Below are 17,510 nucleotides of genomic sequence, written 5' to 3'. Positions count from 1 at the left end.
TGCCGGTGTCCGCGCCGATCGAGTTGATCTCGGCGTTCGACCGCGGGTCGTTCGCGTAGTCGAGCTGGTTCGTGCACTTCAGGTCCAGCGCGAGGTCGCCCGACGAGGCTTTGCCGCCCTTCGGCGCGGGGCAGGTGCCGGTGTCCGCGCCGATCGAGTTGATCTCGGCGTTCGACCGCGGGTCGTTCGCGTAGTCGAGCTGGTTCGTGCACTTCAGGTCCAGCGCGAGGGACTTCGAGGGGGCGCCGGCGCCCTTCTGCGGCTGCGGGCAGGTGCCGGTGTCCGCGCCGATCGAGTTGATCTCCGCGTTCGACCGGGGGTCACCGGTGTAGTCCTTCTGGTCCGTGCACTTCGTCCCCTCCTCGCCGGAGGCGCCGGACGCCGAGCCACCGCCGGACGCCGAGCCGCCGCCGGACGCCGAGCCGCCGCCGGTGGCGCCCGTCGTGGCGGTGGGGGACTGCTTGGCCGTGGGGGGCTGCGTGGCCGTGGAGGACTGCGTGGCGGCCGTCGCCGTGGTGGAGGACGCGGCGCCGTCGGCGGTGCCGCCGCCGTCGCAGGCGGTGAGCGTCAGACCGGCGGCCAGGACGGCGAGGGCGAGCACCGGGAACTTGCGAGCGGGCATGACGTTGTCCTCCACGGTTGGGGGCCGTATCGACCGGCCTTACGGTTCAGAGGAGCGTCCGGCACGAGATCCGGTTGCCTCGCCCGTGGCGTCCGGACAGGTCTGTGACATTCGAAGACATCCTCGTGACATCGGCGTCAGGCCAGGCGGTCCGCGAGGGCGCTCAGGAGGGTCACCACCCCGGCCGGGCCGTCCACCTCCAGGTCCGCGCGTTCCCTCAGTTCCGTCACCTCGTCACTTCCGCTGCACACCAGGAGGCCCGGGGTGCCCTCGGTGCGAAGGGTGCCGACCGCCGCGAAGGCGGGGAGGTCGCCGAGGTCGTCGCCGGCGAACAGGACGGACGCGGCGCCCGTCTCGCGGGCGTACTCGCGCAGCGCGACGCCCTTGTCCATGCCGGGCGGGCGCAGTTCCAGGACCAGGCGGCCCGGTTCGACGACGAGGCCGTGGCGGGCGGCCAGGTCGGCCAGGGGGGCGCGCAGGGCGTCGAAGGCGGCCTGCGGGTCGCTCGCGCGGCGGGTGTGCACGGCGACCGCCCGGCCCTTCTCCTCGACCCAGGCGTCCCGCCCGACGCCGACGGCGTCCAGCAGCCCCGGCAGCTCGGCCCGTACGGCGGCCACCCCCGGATGGGGCGGCGGGGCGGTGACGGTGCCGGTCGCGGCGTCCCAGCGCTCGGCGCCGTAGTGGCCGAGGACGACGAGGTGGTCCAGGCCGGGGACGTCCGCGAAGCCTCCGTGGTGGACGGCGACCTCGGCCGGACGGCCGGTGATCACCGCGACGGAGGCGACCTTCGGGGCGAGGGCCGCGAGCGCGGGCACCGCGTCCGGGTGGGCGCGGGCCCGGTCGGGGTCCGGCACGATCGGGGCGAGCGTGCCGTCGAAGTCGAGCGCGATCACCGCGCGGCCGGGGTGCGCGAGGAGGGCGGCGAGCCCTTCGCGGCCGGCCTCGGTCGCGGGCGTCGGCAGGTGGTCCGCGGGGACCGGGGAGTCGGGGGTGGATTCCTTGTGGCTGCCCATACGGCGAACCTATCCCGCGGGCGCGGGAAACAACCTCAGCGCTCGCCGCGCCGGGACTCCCGCACCCGGCGCAGCCGGTTGACCGTCACCGGGTCGAAGGCCAGCGCGCGCGGGTCGTCCAGGAGGGCGTTGAGGAGCTGGTAGTAGCGGACGGGGGCCAGGCCCAGTTCCTCACGGATCGCGCGTTCCTTCGCGCCGGGGCCCGGAAAGCCGCGGCGCTCCAGCGCGAGGATGCCGCGCTCCCTCGCTCCGAGGTCTGCGGGGCCTGCGGGGTCTGCGGGGTCCATGTACGGCACCGTAACGCCCGCCGCCGACAGCGGCGCTACTCGCCGCTGTCGGCCAGGTTCGCCGTCGCCTGGATCTGGCCGAGCACCTCGGCGGGGCTGCCGCCGGGGGCGACCGCCTGGCCGATGCGCTTCTTCACGTCCGCGCTGACCGCGGCCCAGGACGTCTTGCCGACCGGGTAGAGCTCGGAGAGCAGCAGTTCGTCCAGGAAGGGCTTGAGGTCCTTGTCCTCGGACGCGACGCTCATCACCTCGGACGCGGAGGTGGTGACCGGCAGCAGGTCGTACTTCCGGGAGAAGTCGAGGACGTTCTCGTCGTCGTAGACGAAGTCGAGGAAGTCGCCGATCTCCTTCTGGTGGCCGTTCTTCCTGAAGGCCGTCATCCAGTCGGTCACGCCGAGCGTGTTCTTGCTCGCGCCGTCGACGCCGGGGGTGGGCACCATGCCGTACTTCACGCCCTTGGCGGAGGCGGTCTTCATCAGCGAGGGGTGGCCGTTGAGCATGCCGACGTCGCCGTTCGCGAAGGCGGCGAAGGCGTCGGCCCGGTCGAGTCTGCCGGGGGCGACGGGACCGGTGAGGCCCTTGCCGACCAGTTCGTCCTTGAGCCAGGTGAAGGTGGTGACGTTCTGCGGCGAGTCGACGGAGTAGGTGCCGACGTCATCGGTGTAGCCGCCCTTGCCGCTGAGCATCCACTGCATCGTCTCGGCCTGCGCCTCCTCGGCGCCCAGCGGCAGCGCGTACGGGTACTTCACGCCCTTGTCCTTGAGCGCCTCGGCCGCCTCGGCGAGTTCGTCCCAGGTCTTGGGCGGGGTGACGCCGGCCTTGTCGAAGAGGGTCTTGTTGTAGAAGAGCACGCGGGTGGAGGCGGCGAACGGCAGGCCGTACTGGGCACCGTGTACCTGCCCGGCGGCGGCCAGCTGGGGGACGAAGCCGGCCTGGACGGGGATGGAGAGCAGGTCGTCGGCCCGGTAGAGCAGGTCCTTGGCCGCGTAGTCGGCGTAGGCGCCGATCTGCGCCATGTCGGGGGCCTCGCCGGCCTCGACCATCTCGCGGACCTTGCGGTCGACGTCGTTCCAGGAGTAGACGGTGACGTCCACGTGCACGTCGGGGTGCTTGGCCTCGTAGGACTTGACCAGCTCGTTCCAGTACCCCTGGGAGCTGTTGTCCTTGCTGTCGCCGTAGTCGGCCGCGACGAGCTTCAGCGTCACCTCGTCGGAGCCGCCGACGAGTCCGCAGCCGCCGAGGGCCGCCGTCATCCCCAGGGCGGCTGCCACCGCGATCGTTCCTGTCCTGCGCCGCCGCACGTTCCTGCCCCGCCCTGCCCTGTGTCGATCGAACCGCTTGTCCGTTTACCGGACTAAGGTCTACACCACGCGAGTGGACTAGACCTCTCCCGGGTGTACGGGCCACACTGTCCCCGTGAGACATGTCATCGCCCTCGACGTGGGCGGCACCGGGATGAAGGCCGCCCTGGCGGGGCCGGGGGGCGAGCTGCTGCACCGGACCCGCCGCGCCACCGGGCGCGAGCGCGGCCCCGAGGCCGTCGTCGCGGGCATCCTCGACTTCGCCGCCGAACTGCGCGCCCTGGGCGCCGACCGGTACGGCGAGGACGCCCTCGCGGCCGGTGTCGCCGTCCCCGGCATCATCGACGAGGAGCGCGGCACCGCCGTGTACGCCGCCAACCTCGGCTGGCGCGACGTGCCGCTGCGTGCGCTGCTCGGCGAGCGGCTCGGCGGCATCCCGGTCGCCCTCGGGCACGACGTGCGCACCGGCGGACTCGCCGAGGGGCGGATCGGTGCCGGGCGGGGCGCCGACCGGTTCCTGTTCGTGCCGCTGGGCACCGGCATCGCGGGCGCCATCGGCATCGGCGGCCGGGTGGAGGCGGGCGCCCACGGCTTCGCGGGCGAGATCGGCCACGTCGTCGTGCGCCCCGGCGGCGCCCCGTGCCCGTGCGGGCAGCGCGGCTGCCTGGAGCGGTACGCGTCCGCGTCGGCGGTGAGCCAGGCGTGGGCCGAGGCGTGCGGCGACCCGGAGGCGGACGCCGCCGACTGCGCCAAGGCCGTCGAGTCGGGCGACGCCCGCGCCGCCCGCGTGTGGCAGGACGCCGTGGACGCGCTCGCCGACGGGCTGGTCACCGCACTCACCCTGCTGGACCCGCGCGTCCTCATCATCGGTGGCGGCCTCGCGGAGGCCGGGGAAACCTTGTTCACACCCCTGCGGGACGCCGTGCGGCGGCGCGTCACCTTCCAGAGACCGCCGCGGATCGTCCCCGCGGCCCTGGGGGACACCGCCGGCTGCCTCGGTGCCGGGCTCCTGGCCTGGGACCTGCTCGACCCCACTCCCACGACCGCGACTCCCCGGAGGTAACCACCTGATGGCCCCAAGCAAGGTTCTCGCCGGTGCCCGGGTGGTACTGCCCACCGGCACCGTGGACGGCGGCCGCGTGATCGTCGACGGCACGCGGATCACGGACACGGCGCCCCCGGACGCGGAGACCGTCGACCTCACCGGCCACTGGGTGGTCCCCGGCTTCGTCGACCTCCACAACCACGGCGGCGGCGGCGCCTCCTTCGCCGGCGGCACCCCCGAGGAGATCCTCCGGGGCGTCCGCGCCCACCGCCTGCACGGCACCACCACGGTGGTCGCCTCCGCCGTCACCGGGGACCTGGACTTCCTCGCCCGGCACGCCGGGGTGCTCGCCGAGCTGGCCCAGCAGGGCGACATCGCCGGCATCCACTTCGAGGGGCCGTTCATCTCCCCGTGCCGCAAGGGCGCGCACGACGAGGAACTGCTGCGCGACCCCGACCCGGCCGAGGTCCGCAAGCTGATCGACGCCGCGCACGGCCACGCGAAGATGATGACGCTGGCCACCGAGCTGCCGGGCGGCCTGGACTCCGTACGCCTGCTCACCGAGCACGGCGTGATCGCGGCCGTCGGGCACACCGACGCGACCTACGAGCAGACGCTGCAGGCCATCGACGCGGGCGCGACCGTCGCCACGCACCTGTTCAACGCCATGCCGCCGCTCGGCCACCGCTCCCCCGGCCCCATCACCGCCCTGCTGGAGGACGAGCGGATCACCGTCGAGCTGATCAACGACGGCACCCATCTGCACCCGGCCGCGCTCCGGCTGGCCTTCCACCACGCGGGGGCCTCCCGGGTCGCCTTCATCACCGACGCGATGGACGCGGCCGGCTTCGGCGACGGCCGCTACATGCTCGGCCCGATGGAGGTCGAGGTCGCCGACGGCGTGGCCCGGCTGGTGGAGGGCGGCTCGATCGCCGGTTCCACGCTCACCCTGGACCGCGCGTTCAAGCGGGCGGTGACGGTGGACGGGCTGCCCGTCGAGGACGTCGTCGCCGCGATCTCCGCCAATCCGGCCCGGCTGCTCGGCCTCGCCGACCGCGTCGGCTCGCTGGAGCCCGGCAAGGACGCCGACCTGGTGGTCCTCGACGCCGGGTTCGACCTGGTGGGCGTGATGCGCCGGGGTGAATGGGTGGTCGGTCCCCACCTGGGCTGATCCGTCCCCGGGCCCGCACGGGCCGCACCCGGCCCCGTGCCCGGACACGCCTCCGGGCCGCCGATCGCGGCCGGTCCGGGGGCTGGGCCGACGGCCGTCCGTTTGGCATGATCGTGACTCCGGACGACGCAGCTCCGGACGACGTGGTTCCGGACGACGTCTTCGGACGGCGTCTTCGGCACACATGGCGGACACAGACCACCGGGGGAGGTCGGCACGGGTGATACTCACGGTCACGCTGAACGCCGCTCTCGACATCACCTACCGCGTCCCGGCCCTGCGGCCCCACGCCTCCCACCGGGTCACCGGTGTGACGGAACGCCCGGGCGGCAAGGGCCTGAACGTGGCCCGGGTGCTCGCCGCCCTCGGACACGAGGTGGCGGTGACCGGCTTCGCGGGCGGCACCACCGGACGCGCCGTACGGGAGGGACTGGCCGGCGTGCGGGGAGTGACCGACGCGCTCGTGCCGGTCGCCGGGGCGACCCGGCGCACCATCGCCGTCGTCGACGAGCGCACCGGCGACACCACGCAGCTCAACGAGCCGGGCCCGGCCGTCGCCCCCGCCGAGTGGAACGCCTTCCAGGGGGTCTACGAGGACCTGCTCGCCGGCGTCTCGGCGGTCGCCCTGTGCGGCAGCCTGCCGCCGGGCGTGCCGGTGGGCGCCTACGCGGGGCTGGTGCGCACCGCGCGCGCGGCGGGCGTACCGGTGCTGCTGGACACCAGCGGGGAGCCGCTGCGCCGGGGCGTGGCCGCCCGTCCGGACATGATCAAGCCGAACGCCGACGAACTGGCCGAGCTGACCGGCTCGCACGAGCCGCTGCGGGCCACTCAGGCCGCCCGCAGGCGCGGCGCCCGGTCGGTGGTGGCCTCCCTGGGCGCCGAGGGCCTGCTCGCGGTGACCCCCGAGGGCCGGTGGCGGGCGGCGCCGCCCGCGCACGTCCGGGGCAATCCGACCGGCGCGGGCGACTCCGCGGTGGCGGGCCTGCTGTCGGGCCTGGTGGAGCACCTGCCCTGGCCGGACCGGCTGGCCCGCGCGGTCGCCCTGTCCGCGGCGACGGTGCTGGCACCGGTGGCGGGCGAGTTCGACCGGACGGCGTACGAGGAACTGCTCGGCCGGGGGGTCGCGGTCACGGCGGAGGCCGACGCGGCCTGACCCGCTAGCTCTTGACCTGGCCCTTCTTCAGGGAGAACTGGTCCAGCAGTATGTTGCACCTGTCGCCGTCCGCGCAGGACAGCGAGAGCGTGTTGGTGCCCTTGTTGAGCGTGGGCCAGACGTAGGTCTTGGTCCAGCCCTTGGCGAAGTCGCCGTCCGCGGCGTGCGCGAAGTTGCCCAGGTTCATCTTGCTGCCGAACGGCTTGCCGTTGACCGTGAGCGTCATCGACTGGTCCTCGCCGGCCGCGCTGTAGCGGGCGAAGAGGGTGTAGACGCCGTCCTCGGGGATGCCGTTGACGGTCCAGGTGACCGAGGCGCCGGGCTGGTTGAGGTTCGCCACGTAGGCGCCGCCCGCCGACTGGGCGCCCTCGACCTCCGAGGCCGTCGCCACGCCGGGCGACAGCTGCAACGCCCCCGCCTCGGCCGACGGCAGCTTCACCTCGTCGTCGGCGCTGCTGCTCGCCGACGGGCTCGGGTCGGTGGTCTGGGACTGGGTCGGGACGGTGTCGCCGCCCGCCTCGTCGCCCTTCTTGTCGTCGTCCGAGCCGCCGTTGGCCATCACCACGGCGATCCCGACGACGACCGCGGCGACCACCGCGACCGCGCCGATCAGCAGGCCCTTGGTGTTGGGGCCGCGGCGTCCGCCGCCACCGGCGCCGCGGGGCGGCTGCTGCGGGGCGGTGGGGGCGCCGCCGCCGGGAAGCGTCTCCGGCGCGGCGTAGTGCGCGTTCGGCCTGCCGTAGGCGCCCTGCTGCTGCGGGGCCGCCTGGCCGTACGCGGCGGTCGGGGCGGCCTGTCCCTGCGCCCCGTACTGCCGTGTGCCGACGGGACGCACCCGGTTGACGGAGTTCGGATAGCCGTAGCCGCCTGACGGCGGCTGGGCTCCGTTGGCCTGCCCGTCGGCGTACAGGTAGCCGAACGGGTCGTCGTCCTCGGGCGTGCTCGCGCCGTTGTTGCCGGGCGTCATCCCTAGGTCTCCTAACCAGATGCGGTGCGTGTGCGGTAGAGGTGGTGAGAGAGCGAGCCTACCCTCCCCCGTTCTCGAATTCGTTCGAACGGGGAGACCCCCGGCCACCGACCCGGAAGGGCGACTCGGGCCGCATCAGCGCACTGACCTGGGGATCAACCGGCACGGCGGTGCTGTTTGGGCCGAGATCGTTTCTCCACGTACATCCGCTCGTCCGCGGACTTCAGGACCTCGTCCGCCGTCATGCCGCAGTGGGCCCATCCGATGCCGAAGCTGGCGCCGACGCGGACGGCCCGCCCCTCGGCCCGGATCGGCTGGATGATCTCGTTGCGCAGCCGTACGGCGAGGTCCTCGGCGTCGGCCCGGCCGAGTCCGTCGGCGAGGATCACGAACTCGTCGCCGCCGAGCCGGGCCACCGTGTCGCCGTCGCGCACCCCGCCGCCGAGCCGGCGGGCGACCTCGATGAGGACGGCGTCGCCCGCGTTGTGCCCGAACCGGTCGTTGATCGACTTGAAGCCGTCCAGGTCGCAGAAGAGGACCGCGAGCCCCTTGGTGCCGTCGTCCGGTCCCTCGCCGGGGGCGACGGTGTGCACGTGGTGGTCGTAGACCCCGTAGGGGTCGGAGCCGGAGCGGAAGTCGAAGGTGTGGCCCCCGGAGTCGGTGACGGGGTGCCCGTAGGCCGCGTCCATCGCGTCGGCCACGGCCGCGTGCGTGGACTGCGGGCGCCGGCACAGCCGGGCGGAGAGCCGGGCGCGCAGCTCGGCGGAGTTGGGCAGGCCGGTGAGGGAGTCGTGGGAGGCGCGGTGGGCGAGCTGGAGCTCGCGGCGTTTGCGCTCCTCTATGTCCTCGACGTGGGTGAGCAGGAAGCGGGGCCCGTCGGCGGCGTCGGCGACGACGCTGTTGCGCAGGGAGACCCAGACGTAGGTGCCGTCGCGGCGGCCCAGGCGCAGCTCGGCGCGGCCGCCCTCGGCGGAGGTGCGCAGCAGGGTGCCGATGTCCTCGGGGTGGACGAGGTCGGAGAAGGCGTAGCGGCGCATCGCGGAGGCGGGGCGGCCCAGCAGGCGGCACAGGGCGTCGTTGGTGCGCAGGATGCGGCCGTGCTGGTCGCCGCCCATCTCGGCGATGGCCATGCCGGAGGGGGCGTACTCGAAGGCCTGCCGGAAGCTTTCCTCGCTCGCCCTGAGGGCCTGCTGGTCGCGTTCGAGGCGGACCAGGGCGCGCTGCATGTTGGAGCGGAGGCGGGCGTTGCTGATGGCGATGGCGGCCTGGAAGGCGTACATCTGCAGGGCCTCGCGGCCCCAGGCGCCGGGCCGTCGGCCGTTGCGCGGACGGTCCACGGACAGGACGCCGATCAGTTCGCCGCTGGTGTCGCCGCGCTGCGGGCCGGGTGCGTACATGGGGGCGAAGAGGCGGTCCGAGGGGTGCCACTCGTCCTCGAAGCGGGGCGCGGGTCCGTCGGTGTACCACTGCGGGACGTCGTCGTCGTCGAGGATCCAGCCCTCGGTGTGGGGTATGAAGACCAGGTCGCCCCACCGCTCGCCCATGGCCAGGCGGCGGTCCCAGGACTCGCGGGAGCCGACCCGGCCGGTGATCAGGGCCTCGGCGGCCTGGTTGCCGGAGAAGGCCGCGACGACGAGGTCGCCGTCGGGACGGACCAGGTTGACGCACGCCAGCTCGTACCCGAGGGCCTGGACGACGCCGTCGGCGACGGCCTGCAGGGTGTCGGCCAGGCTGCGGGCCTTGTTCATGTCGGCCATGACCTGGTGCAGCTGCCGCAGGGACGCAAGACGGACGTAGGGCTCCGACTCGGTCTCCATGCTCGCCCTCCCCCCGAGACCTCGCAGCGAATCAAGGGTTCTCTTCGGCGTATCGTCCTACCAACCTCCGCCACTGAATCACAGCGCGCTGCCCACTCGGTACACAGGGTCAACAATTACCGCCCCTTGTGACTCAAGTCACAACCAAAGATGAACAATTGAGTGGTGATTCTGCGTTTTCCGCGTGCGTTTACCGAACGCAATGTTTGTAGGTATGCGCACGACTCCTCCCGCGCGCTTCTCGGACGCCCTCCCCGGACACGCCCCTCGGACACGCCCCTCGGGCACGCTTCTCGGACACCCTCCTCCGGAGGGCCTAGGCCGGTCCTAGGTCCCGGTTCGGACCGGGGGCCGATGCCGCGCCGAGGGCCCGGCGGCTAGCGTGGCCGAGTGTCGAACACTCCCTCGCTCGCGTCCCCCACTCCCCCGGCGCCCCCGTTGCCGTCACCGGCCCTCGGGCACCCTGAAGGGGTGAGCAACGACGAGTTCCGCGCCGCCATGTCCCGGCTGGCCTCGGGCGTGGTCCTGGTGACCGCGCAGGAGCCGCCGCTCGACCCCGACGATCCCGGGGCGCCGCGCGGCGAGGACGCCGGGATGACGGCCACGGCCTTCATGTCGGTGTCCCTGGACCCGCCGCTGGTCCTGGTGGGCCTGCGCGAGGGCTCCCGCATGGACGACCTGCTCGACGAGCAGCCCGTGTGGGCGGTCTCCGTCCTGTCCGAGAACCAGCGGCACATCGCGGGACGCTTCTCGATGAAGGGCCGCGTCAGCGACCGGCTCCTCTTCGAGGACATCCCCTCGGTACGGGGTGAGGTCTCCGGGGCGTTGCTGGTGGGCGGCGCCCTGGCGACCCTGGAGTGCCGCACCGAGCAGCGCGTGCCGGCCGGGGACCACACCCTGGTGATCGGCCGCGTCCTGACCGCCTCGGTGCCGAGCGCGGACGGGGGGCCGCTGACGTATTTCCGGGGACGGTACCGGCAGTTGGGCTGAGCGGTAATCCGCTCGTCCGGCGCGAGGTGCCCGCCTAGGGTGCGGGCATGACGACCGGTACCACGCTCCGCCTGGAAGAGATCACCCCCGCGAACATCGAGGCCGCCCTCGCCGTACGCGTGCGCCCCGAGCAGGAGTTCGCCGTCTCCCCGGTGGTGAAGTCCCTCGCCGAGGCCTACGTCCACCCCGCCAAGGCCTGGCCCCGCCTGATCCTCGACGGCGACCGTCCCGTCGGCTTCCTCATGGGCTTCTTCGACATCGACTGGTACGACGACGGCAGCGCGCTGCGCTCCGGGCTGTGGCGCCTGAACATCGCCGCCGACGAGCAGGGCCGGGGCTACGGCCGCTTCGCCGTGGAGTCGGTGGCCGCCGAGGTCCGCCGCCGCGGCGGCGAGGAGTGCTACGTCACCTGGCACCCCGGGACGGACGGCCCCGAGGACTTCTACCTGCGCCTCGGCTTCCGCCCGAACGGGGAGAAGGCCGAGGAGGAGACGGTGGGCGTGCTGACCCTGGACTGAACGCGCCCCGAAGGGGCGCGGGGCCGTGACGTGTGCGGCTCCGCCGCGTGGGCGCGCCCAGCCACGACGGACCCGCAGGGACACGCGGCATGCGCCCCCTCAGCCGTTCATCCCCAGTCCCGCGCGGAGCGCCCCCGCTTGGTCTCCGACCGCTGCTTCTTCTCCCGCAGCCGCCGCTCGTTGATGCCGCGCGGGATGCGGGTCGGCCGACGCGGCTTGGGCGGCGGCGCCGTCGCCTCGGCCAGCAGCGCCGCGAGGCGCACCGCGGCGGCCTCGCGGTTGCGCCACTGGGAGCGGTGCTCGGAGGCGCGCACGGTGACGACCCCGTCGGTCAGCCGCCCGGCCAGCCGCTCCAGCGCCCGCCGCTTCCACACCTCGGGCAGGGCCTCGGTGCGCGCCAGGTCGAAGCGGAGCTCCACCTGCGTGTCCGTGGTGTTGACGTGCTGCCCGCCGGGCCCCGAGGACCGCGAGAAACGCCAGACGAGCTCGGACTCGGGAAGCGAGACGGAGCCGCGGATGACATGGGGACCGGACATGCCGTCCATGTTCCCGTCCCCGGGCGGGCCGCGTCACCCGATTATCCTCGGTCCCGAATTCGGTAAAGAAAGTAAAGAGAGCTGGAACCTTGCGTACCCCTCTCGTCGTTCATGGGGGTAGCTGTAGCTTTCTTGCCGTACGTACACGAAGGAAGGGACTCCCAACAATGGCTGTAAGCCTGTCCAAGGGTGGCAACGTCTCGCTCACCAAGGAGGCTCCGGGCCTGACCGAAGTCACCGTGGGGCTCGGCTGGGACGTCCGTACCACCACCGGCACCGACTTCGACCTCGACGCCTCCGCGATCGCGGTCAACACGCAGGGCAAGGTCTACTCCGACGCCCACTTCGTGTTCTTCAACAACAAGCAGACCCCGGACAACACGATCGTCCACACCGGTGACAACCGCACCGGCGAGGGCGCCGGCGACGACGAGGCGATCAACGTCAACCTGGCCGCCCTGCCGGCCGACATCGACAAGATCGTCTTCCCGGTCTCGATCTACGACGCCGAGAACCGGTCGCAGAACTTCGGCCAGGTGCGCAACGCCTACATCCGCATCGTCAACCAGGCCGGCGGAGCCGAGATCGCCCGCTACGACCTGTCCGAGGACGCGGCCACGGAGACGGCGATGGTCTTCGGCGAGCTGTACCGCAACGGCGCCGAGTGGAAGTTCCGCGCCGTCGGCCAGGGCTACGCCTCGGGCCTGGTCGGCATCGCCCAGGACTTCGGCGTGAACGTCTGACGTCCGCCCGCCCGACGACACGTACGAAGGCCCCCCGGTCCGCTTCCGCGCCGGGGGGTCTTCGGCGTCACGGCAGCAGGCGCTGCTCCTTGGCCACCGCCACGGCGCCCGCGCGGGTGTCGACGCCGAGCTTGTCGTAGATGCGGCGCAGATGGGTCTTCACCGTGGCCTCGCTGATGAACAGGGCCCGGGCGATCTCCCGGTTGCCGGCGCCGGTGGCGAGCTGGGCCAGGATGTCGCGTTCACGGCCGGTGAGGGAGGGGCGCGGACTGCGCATGTTGGCCATGACCCGGCCGGCGACCGGCCCGGACAGCGCCGTACGTCCCCGCGCGGCGGCGTGGATCGCGGCGAACAGCTCCTCGGGACGCTCGGCCTTCAGCAGGTAGCCGGTCGCGCCGGCCTCGATGGCGCGGGTGATGTCGGCGTCGGTGTCGTACGTGGTGAGCACCAGGACGTGCGGGGAGGGCCCGCCGGGGGCGGTGAGGCGGCGCGTGGTCTCCACCCCGTCGATGCCCTCGCCGAGCTGGAGGTCCATCAGCACCACGTCGGGCGCGAGCCGCGCGGCGAGGGCGAGCGCCTCCTCCCCGGTGCCGGCCTCGCCGGCCACCTCGATGCCGGGGGCGCTGTCGAGCAGGGCCAGCAGCCCGGCGCGTACGACGGCGTGGTCGTCGCAGACGAGGATGCGGACGGGGGCGGGACCACTGTCTGCCGGGTCGGTCATCGGGGTGCCTCCAGTGGGCCGGTCCGGGGCGGGCCGGGTGGGTCGAGGGGGACGGCGGCGGACAGGACGGTGCCCTCGCCGGGGGCGGACTCGACGGTCAGGGTGCCGCCCAGCCCGCGCAGCCGGGCGCGCATGGCGGGCAGCCCGTGCCCGCGCACCCCGGACGGGGCGGACAGCGCGGCCGGGTCGAATCCGTGGCCGTCGTCGGTGACGTCCAGGACGACCTGGTCGTCGAGGAGGGTGAGGGTGAGCGCGGCGGTCGACGCGCCCGCGTGCTCCCGGACGTTGGCCAGGGCGCCCTGGGCGATCCTCAGCAGGGCCGACTGGACGCGGTCGGGCAGCAGCGGGGACCGGCCGCCGTCGTCCACGTGGACCCGCACGGCGAGGTGGTCGCCGGACTCCCGCTCGGCCAGCGCCCGTAGCGCCGCCACCAGGCCACCGCCGCGGGCGAGGTCGGCCGGGGCGAGGTCGTGCACGAAGCGGCGGGCCTCGGCGAGGTTGTGCTCGGCGACGGACGCGGCGCCCCGGACGTGGGTGCGGGCCTTGCCCGGGTCGGACTCCCAGACCCGCTCGGCGGCCTGGAGCAGCATCCGCTGACTGGACAGGCCCTGGGCGAGGGTGTCGTGGATCTCCGCGGACAGCCGCTGGCGTTCGGCGAGGGTGCCCTCGCGGCGCTCGGCGGCGGCGAGTTCGCGGCGGGTGCGGATCAGGTCGTCGATCAGGGCACGCTGCCGGGCCGCCTGCCGTTCGGTGTGCAGGAACACGGCCGTGGCGATGGCGGCGACGGCCGGCGGGGCGAGCAGCAGGTTCGGGTCGAAGCGCCCGGCGAGCCGGAGCTGCGCGGCGACGACGAACACCGTCAGGACGGTCACCAGCACGAGCGCGGCCCGGGCCGGCAGGGTCCGCAGGCCGGTGTAGAAGAGGGGCACGGCGCACCAGGAGAAGCTGGGCGCGAGGACGACGAGCACCATCCACACCGCGACCACCGCGCCCAGCCAGACCAGGCGCCGCCGGGCGGGCCGCGCCCCGGCGCCGCTCAGCACGGGCCCGAGCAGGTGCAGCGCGGCGAGGACGAGGGACAGGGCGATGATCCAGGGGGTGCGGGGTTCGCCGGGGTGGCGCAGCAGGAAGCGGGCGAGGGCGCCGCCGAGCAGCAGGAAGAACGCCGCGTGCAGGACGGCACCGAGCCACCGGGTGTCCGGGTCGTCGGGCTTCGGCATCCGCGCACGCCTCCTTCGCATCATGGTGTCCTGCCACGCTGAGCTGCGCGTTCACTCCCATGGTGACCCGTCCGGGCGGTCGGCGGGTCAGCCGATCGGACGACCCCGCCGTCACCCGTTCCGTCGCCGGACAGCAGCCGGAACGGCGACCGCGCACCCCGGGGGCGGGGCGGAGGGTGGAGAGCAGACGGACGGAAGCGGCCCGCAGGGGCCCAGGACCTGCCGTCCGGGCCGCTCGGAGGGCACCGTCCCTCTCCGCCGGCCCGATCCGAACGGCAGGCCTCGACGCGGACCGTCCGCCCCGACCCCGAGGAGCAGATCCCCCATGAAGAAGACCCTTTCCCGGCGTGCCCGCATCGCCACCGGCGGCGCCGTCCTCGCCGCCGTCGCCGCCGGCACCTTCGGCACGGTGGCGGCCAACGCCTCGGCGCCGGAGTCCGCCCCGGACACCGCGGTGGCCGCCGCCCCCGCCGCCGCGGCCGGCAAGCGCACCACCACCACCTCCACGCACCTGACGATCGGCGCCGCGACCGAGGCCGCCCAGGCCGCGCTGAAGGCGGCCGCGAAGGACGGGCAGCGGATCACGGTCGCCGTCGTCGACCGCAACGGCAACACGATCCTCACCATGCGCGGGGACGGCGCCGGCCCGCAGTCGTACGAGTCGGCCGTGAAGAAGGCGTTCACCGCCGTCTCCTGGAACGCCACGACCACCGAGCTGGAGGGCCGCCTGGAGAACGCCCCGAACCTGAAGGACATCCCGGGCACGCTGTTCCTGGGCGGTGGCGTCCCGGTCACCGCCGACAAGGCGCCGATCGCCGGTATCGGCGTCGCGGGTGCTCCGTCCGGCGCCCTGGACGAGAAGTTCGCGCAGGCGGGCGCGGAGGCGTTGCGCTAGGAGGTCTCGTCGACTCTCACGCCCGCATCAGCGGTGATGCGGGCGTGACGGCCACTTGCGGACCCGCTTGTCGAAGGCCGGCGGGCGTCCGCCACGGCTGCCGTGCCGGAGCCGGCCCGCTTCCGACCGGACCGTTCCGGCCCCTTGAGGGCCGTCCGGTCGTCCAGCCGCCTGCTGCCCCGCTCGTACCGGGGCAGCAACGGCTGCGCGGAGGTCCACTCGGCATCGGGGAGTCCATGGCGGCGTATCACCCGGCCATGAACCCCGACCGGAGACCATGTGACGCCAACTCCTAGCTCCCCGATGCGATCGTGGCGAGCCCGGTGAGGATGGCCCGCAGGGCGGGCAGCCGGTTCAGGTCCTGGGGGAGGATGGCGGAGAGCTCGGCATGGAGGCCGGAGGCCGCTTCGGCGTACTCCCGGTTCTTCGCCAGCAGGGTGTTGCGGTCGCCGATCTTGAACTGGTAGTCGGCGAGGACGGTTTCGCGCTGCTGCCGGAGCTGTCCGAGTACCTGCGGCGCGCCCTTGATGCCGGCGGCCTCCTTGAACGCCCCCGCCCCGGACAGGTCCAGGGCTTTGAAACCCTGGAGGATGGTCCAGCGGGACTTCATGAGCTCGCGCTGATCGGCACCGAGGTCGACCGCCGCTTTACGGCGTTCGCCGCGGAGCGTGCCCGGCTCGTCCGTGAGCCGGTAGTCGACCGGGGTCTTGCCGGGATTGCTCTGGGTGAACTCGTCGAAGCCCTGGTGGATCTCCTCCGCGATGCGCGCCTGCGTGGCCCAGGGGATGACGAGCTTCCGTACGAACGTGTCGATGGCGGCCCGCTCGCCGGCACGGTTCAGTGTGCCCTGGGGCCGGGCCTGGTCCTTCAGCTCCTGCGGTGCGTTCTTCCAGAAGAATTCCTTCACATAACTCTGCGTCACCGGTTTGTCGCCCTTCTCCAGGAGAGAGGGGTTGCCGGTGTGGGCCGCCGCGATCCGGCGCAGCTTCGAGGTCTTCCCGGCGTACTTGGCGTGGCTGAGGAACTCACCGCTCTTCTCGGTGAAGACCGGAAAATTGGCGAGGTTGGTCTCGGGAACGCCGAGCTTCTCGCGCAGTTCACCCGTTCTCCGCACATCGCCCCAGGAGTCCGGGTTCCCCTGGGTGTCGCCGTCGGTGTAGGTGCGCAGCGATCCCGGCAGCGCGTACTGCCGCAGCTGCTCCAGCGACCCGGGGTCGCGGATGCCGAACTGGTTGGACGCGAAGTGCTTGTCCACGTTCAGGTCTTCGGTGCGGCCGCCGCCGGAGTTGTGTTCGGTGACGGCTCCGCGCGAGATGGCGTTGGCTATGTGCAGCGGTACGAGGAAGGACCGGATCATGGGATTGCCCGCCTTCCCGTGGATACGGTACTTGTCCACCCACTTGAGCTGGCGCAGCGGCTGGCCGATGCTGACCCACAGCACCTTCTCGCCGGGGGACGGGTCCCCGGTGTGGATCTGGACGAGGCCGTGCTCGTCCTGTCCGATGTCCTTGTTCTTGGGCGCCGGATCGATGAGGGCGTCGGCGTACACCGCGGAGTAGACGGGGACGTAGGGCTGTTTCTCGATGACGACGACCCCGGGGATGTCACGGTTGATGTAGCCGTTGCCGATGGGGTCCGTCACATGGCTGGCGGACACGTAGTGGGCGCCGGGGACGGCGAGCGCGGGCCGTGTGTGGTCGTGCTGGTCGAGCGCGGCATGGGCGGCGTTGACGGACTCCTCCGGGAAGTGGTCCGGCAGCCCGTCGATCAGGCGCCGGGCCTTCTTGAGCCGTTCGGCGCGCTCCTCCGGGCCGGTACCGGCCAGAAAGCCGCTGATCAGCGGGGAGAGGGTGGCGGGGGTCGCGCCCTGTCTGACGGTGGCCTGGCGGATCTTCTGTTCGAAGGCCTCGAAGCTCTTCTTCTCCGGGTCCTGAGCGCGCTGGATCACCGGCGCGGCCCCGGGGCCGGTGCGGTGCGGACGTGCCGCCTCCGGCCCGCGGGCCCCGTCCCGGCGCACCATCCGCGCCACGGCCGCGTTTCCGGCACTGCCCTGGAGGTCGAGCAGCGACCGGGGTGGCCGTCCGCCGGGGCGCGCTGAGGCACGGACCGGTGCACGGCTGTTCTCGGTGCCGGGCTGCCGGGCGTTGTCTCGGGCGTGCACGGGGCCTCATCTCGCATATGATCCGTCCGCTTCTCTCTGCATACGCGGCGACGTGATGGCGGGCCAGGTACCCGGGGGCAGTGCGGTATGTCCGAAGAGGCAGTACCGGTGCGCCGTCGGCGGGCAGGCGGGGGTCGGCACGGCAACCGTGGCGGACGCCCGTCGGCCTTCGACACGTGGGTCCCCAAGCGGCGCGACGGCGTCGAACGGTGCTTCCACCGCCTCGAGCGGTGGCGCGGCACCGCCACCCGCTACGGCAGGACCACCGGGTCCTGCCGAGCGGCCGTCACCCCCGCAGCCCTCGTGGGGCCAACGGCCGATTCCGGCGGGTGTTTCACGTGAAACGCCCC

17 protein-coding genes are annotated in these 17,510 nt (G+C 73.2%); 7 read left to right on the top strand and 10 right to left on the bottom strand.

Annotation, left to right across the window (positions count from 1 at the left end; translation table 11 throughout):
* From ACIRFH_RS14060 to ACIRFH_RS14045, 4 genes are all read right to left on the bottom strand, one after another.
* Nucleotides 1–622: hypothetical protein (locus ACIRFH_RS14060; RefSeq protein WP_403520138.1), on the bottom strand; the 622-nt coding region annotated here is incomplete at its 3' end.
* Nucleotides 623–759: 137 nt separating this feature from the next.
* Nucleotides 760–1,635 carry a trehalose-phosphatase gene (gene otsB / locus ACIRFH_RS14055; RefSeq protein WP_403520136.1) on the bottom strand — a complete coding sequence of 292 codons (876 nt, stop codon included), beginning with the start codon at nucleotides 1,633–1,635 and terminating at the stop codon, nucleotides 760–762.
* A 35-nt stretch (nucleotides 1,636–1,670) separates the two neighbouring features.
* The gene (locus ACIRFH_RS14050) at nucleotides 1,671–1,922 is read right to left on the bottom strand and encodes a DUF3263 domain-containing protein (protein WP_403520133.1); all 252 of its coding nucleotides are present in this window, start codon (nucleotides 1,920–1,922) and stop codon (nucleotides 1,671–1,673) included.
* 35 nt (nucleotides 1,923–1,957) lie between these two features.
* Nucleotides 1,958–3,175: an extracellular solute-binding protein gene (locus ACIRFH_RS14045; protein ID WP_403520175.1), complete on the bottom strand. Its 1,218-nt coding sequence runs from the start codon at nucleotides 3,173–3,175 to the stop codon at nucleotides 1,958–1,960.
* 163 nt (nucleotides 3,176–3,338) lie between these two features.
* On the opposite strand from ACIRFH_RS14045, the gene ACIRFH_RS14040 reads away from it, so the two are divergent.
* From ACIRFH_RS14040 to ACIRFH_RS14030, 3 genes are all read left to right on the top strand, one after another.
* The gene (locus ACIRFH_RS14040) at nucleotides 3,339–4,286 is read left to right on the top strand and encodes an ROK family protein (protein WP_403520131.1); all 948 of its coding nucleotides are present in this window, start codon (nucleotides 3,339–3,341) and stop codon (nucleotides 4,284–4,286) included.
* A gap of 7 nt (nucleotides 4,287–4,293) precedes the next feature.
* Nucleotides 4,294–5,439 (top strand): N-acetylglucosamine-6-phosphate deacetylase, encoded by a 1,146-nt coding sequence (nagA, locus tag ACIRFH_RS14035; protein ID WP_403520129.1) that lies wholly within the window; start codon nucleotides 4,294–4,296, stop codon nucleotides 5,437–5,439.
* 220 nt (nucleotides 5,440–5,659) lie between these two features.
* Nucleotides 5,660–6,592 (top strand): 1-phosphofructokinase family hexose kinase, encoded by a 933-nt coding sequence (locus tag ACIRFH_RS14030; RefSeq protein ID WP_403520127.1) that lies wholly within the window; start codon nucleotides 5,660–5,662, stop codon nucleotides 6,590–6,592.
* A 4-nt stretch (nucleotides 6,593–6,596) separates the two neighbouring features.
* On the opposite strand, the gene ACIRFH_RS14025 is transcribed toward ACIRFH_RS14030, so the two are convergent.
* Together ACIRFH_RS14025 and cdgB are read right to left on the bottom strand one after the other, a co-directional pair.
* On the bottom strand, nucleotides 6,597–7,559 hold the full coding sequence (locus ACIRFH_RS14025; RefSeq protein ID WP_403520125.1) for a carbohydrate-binding protein: 963 nt from the start codon (nucleotides 7,557–7,559) through the stop codon (nucleotides 6,597–6,599).
* Between the two features lie 155 nt (nucleotides 7,560–7,714).
* Nucleotides 7,715–9,376: a diguanylate cyclase CdgB gene (gene cdgB, locus ACIRFH_RS14020; protein ID WP_403520123.1), complete on the bottom strand. Its 1,662-nt coding sequence runs from the start codon at nucleotides 9,374–9,376 to the stop codon at nucleotides 7,715–7,717.
* A 390-nt stretch (nucleotides 9,377–9,766) separates the two neighbouring features.
* On the opposite strand from cdgB, the gene ACIRFH_RS14015 reads away from it, so the two are divergent.
* Together ACIRFH_RS14015 and ACIRFH_RS14010 are read left to right on the top strand one after the other, a co-directional pair.
* Complete coding sequence (locus tag ACIRFH_RS14015) at nucleotides 9,767–10,366, top strand: flavin reductase family protein (RefSeq protein WP_403520122.1); 600 nt, start codon at nucleotides 9,767–9,769, stop codon at nucleotides 10,364–10,366.
* Nucleotides 10,367–10,413: 47 nt separating this feature from the next.
* Complete coding sequence (locus ACIRFH_RS14010; protein ID WP_403520120.1) at nucleotides 10,414–10,884, top strand: GNAT family N-acetyltransferase; 471 nt, start codon at nucleotides 10,414–10,416, stop codon at nucleotides 10,882–10,884.
* Between the two features lie 107 nt (nucleotides 10,885–10,991).
* On the opposite strand, the gene arfB is transcribed toward ACIRFH_RS14010, so the two are convergent.
* Nucleotides 10,992–11,429, bottom strand: a complete 438-nt coding sequence (gene arfB / locus ACIRFH_RS14005) for an alternative ribosome rescue aminoacyl-tRNA hydrolase ArfB (protein ID WP_403520118.1) — start codon at nucleotides 11,427–11,429, stop codon at nucleotides 10,992–10,994.
* 158 nt (nucleotides 11,430–11,587) lie between these two features.
* Here arfB and ACIRFH_RS14000 point away from each other — a divergent pair, with 158 nt between their 5' ends.
* Nucleotides 11,588–12,163 (top strand): TerD family protein, encoded by a 576-nt coding sequence (locus ACIRFH_RS14000; protein WP_019326664.1) that lies wholly within the window; start codon nucleotides 11,588–11,590, stop codon nucleotides 12,161–12,163.
* 67 nt (nucleotides 12,164–12,230) lie between these two features.
* On the opposite strand, the gene ACIRFH_RS13995 is transcribed toward ACIRFH_RS14000, so the two are convergent.
* Entirely contained in the window at nucleotides 12,231–12,884 is a 654-nt protein-coding gene (locus ACIRFH_RS13995; protein ID WP_403520116.1) for a response regulator, read from the bottom strand.
* Nucleotides 12,881–14,104, bottom strand: coding sequence for a sensor histidine kinase (locus tag ACIRFH_RS13990; RefSeq protein ID WP_403520114.1), 1,224 nt, complete (start codon nucleotides 14,102–14,104; stop codon nucleotides 12,881–12,883). The genes ACIRFH_RS13995 and ACIRFH_RS13990 overlap by 4 nt, the downstream gene beginning before the upstream one ends.
* A 325-nt stretch (nucleotides 14,105–14,429) precedes the next feature.
* On the opposite strand from ACIRFH_RS13990, the gene ACIRFH_RS13985 reads away from it, so the two are divergent.
* Nucleotides 14,430–14,999: a heme-binding protein gene (locus ACIRFH_RS13985; protein WP_403520112.1), complete on the top strand. Its 570-nt coding sequence runs from the start codon at nucleotides 14,430–14,432 to the stop codon at nucleotides 14,997–14,999.
* A gap of 292 nt (nucleotides 15,000–15,291) precedes the next feature.
* Here the strand turns inward: ACIRFH_RS13985 and ACIRFH_RS13980 are convergent, their stop codons facing one another.
* Nucleotides 15,292–17,160, bottom strand: a complete 1,869-nt coding sequence (locus tag ACIRFH_RS13980; protein ID WP_403520110.1) for a hypothetical protein — start codon at nucleotides 17,158–17,160, stop codon at nucleotides 15,292–15,294.
* Between the last annotated feature and the right edge of the window lie 350 nt (nucleotides 17,161–17,510).

The organism is Streptomyces sp. NPDC093586, from assembly GCF_044764905.1.
Classification (GTDB): domain Bacteria; phylum Actinomycetota; class Actinomycetes; order Streptomycetales; family Streptomycetaceae; genus Streptomyces.
Note: the sequence above shows the minus strand (reverse complement) of the source record. Positions and strands in the feature narration are given on the sequence as shown.

What these genes read in the sequence shown, in the direction of transcription:
- otsB (WP_403520136.1), bottom strand. Translation starts at nt 1,635, where the DNA reads ATGGGCAGCCACAAGGAATCCACCCCCGACTCCCCGGTCCCCGCGGAC.
- cdgB (WP_403520123.1), bottom strand. Translation starts at nt 9,376, where the DNA reads ATGGAGACCGAGTCGGAGCCCTACGTCCGTCTTGCGTCCCTGCGGCAG.
- nagA (WP_403520129.1), top strand. Translation starts at nt 4,294, where the DNA reads ATGGCCCCAAGCAAGGTTCTCGCCGGTGCCCGGGTGGTACTGCCCACC.
- arfB (WP_403520118.1), bottom strand. Translation starts at nt 11,429, where the DNA reads ATGGACGGCATGTCCGGTCCCCATGTCATCCGCGGCTCCGTCTCGCTT.
- ACIRFH_RS14010 (WP_403520120.1), top strand. Translation starts at nt 10,414, where the DNA reads ATGACGACCGGTACCACGCTCCGCCTGGAAGAGATCACCCCCGCGAAC.
- ACIRFH_RS14050 (WP_403520133.1), bottom strand. Translation starts at nt 1,922, where the DNA reads ATGGACCCCGCAGACCCCGCAGGCCCCGCAGACCTCGGAGCGAGGGAG.
- ACIRFH_RS13995 (WP_403520116.1), bottom strand. Translation starts at nt 12,884, where the DNA reads ATGACCGACCCGGCAGACAGTGGTCCCGCCCCCGTCCGCATCCTCGTC.
- ACIRFH_RS14000 (WP_019326664.1), top strand. Translation starts at nt 11,588, where the DNA reads ATGGCTGTAAGCCTGTCCAAGGGTGGCAACGTCTCGCTCACCAAGGAG.
- ACIRFH_RS13990 (WP_403520114.1), bottom strand. Translation starts at nt 14,104, where the DNA reads ATGCCGAAGCCCGACGACCCGGACACCCGGTGGCTCGGTGCCGTCCTG.
- ACIRFH_RS14045 (WP_403520175.1), bottom strand. Translation starts at nt 3,175, where the DNA reads ATGACGGCGGCCCTCGGCGGCTGCGGACTCGTCGGCGGCTCCGACGAG.
- ACIRFH_RS13985 (WP_403520112.1), top strand. Translation starts at nt 14,430, where the DNA reads ATGAAGAAGACCCTTTCCCGGCGTGCCCGCATCGCCACCGGCGGCGCC.
- ACIRFH_RS14025 (WP_403520125.1), bottom strand. Translation starts at nt 7,559, where the DNA reads ATGACGCCCGGCAACAACGGCGCGAGCACGCCCGAGGACGACGACCCG.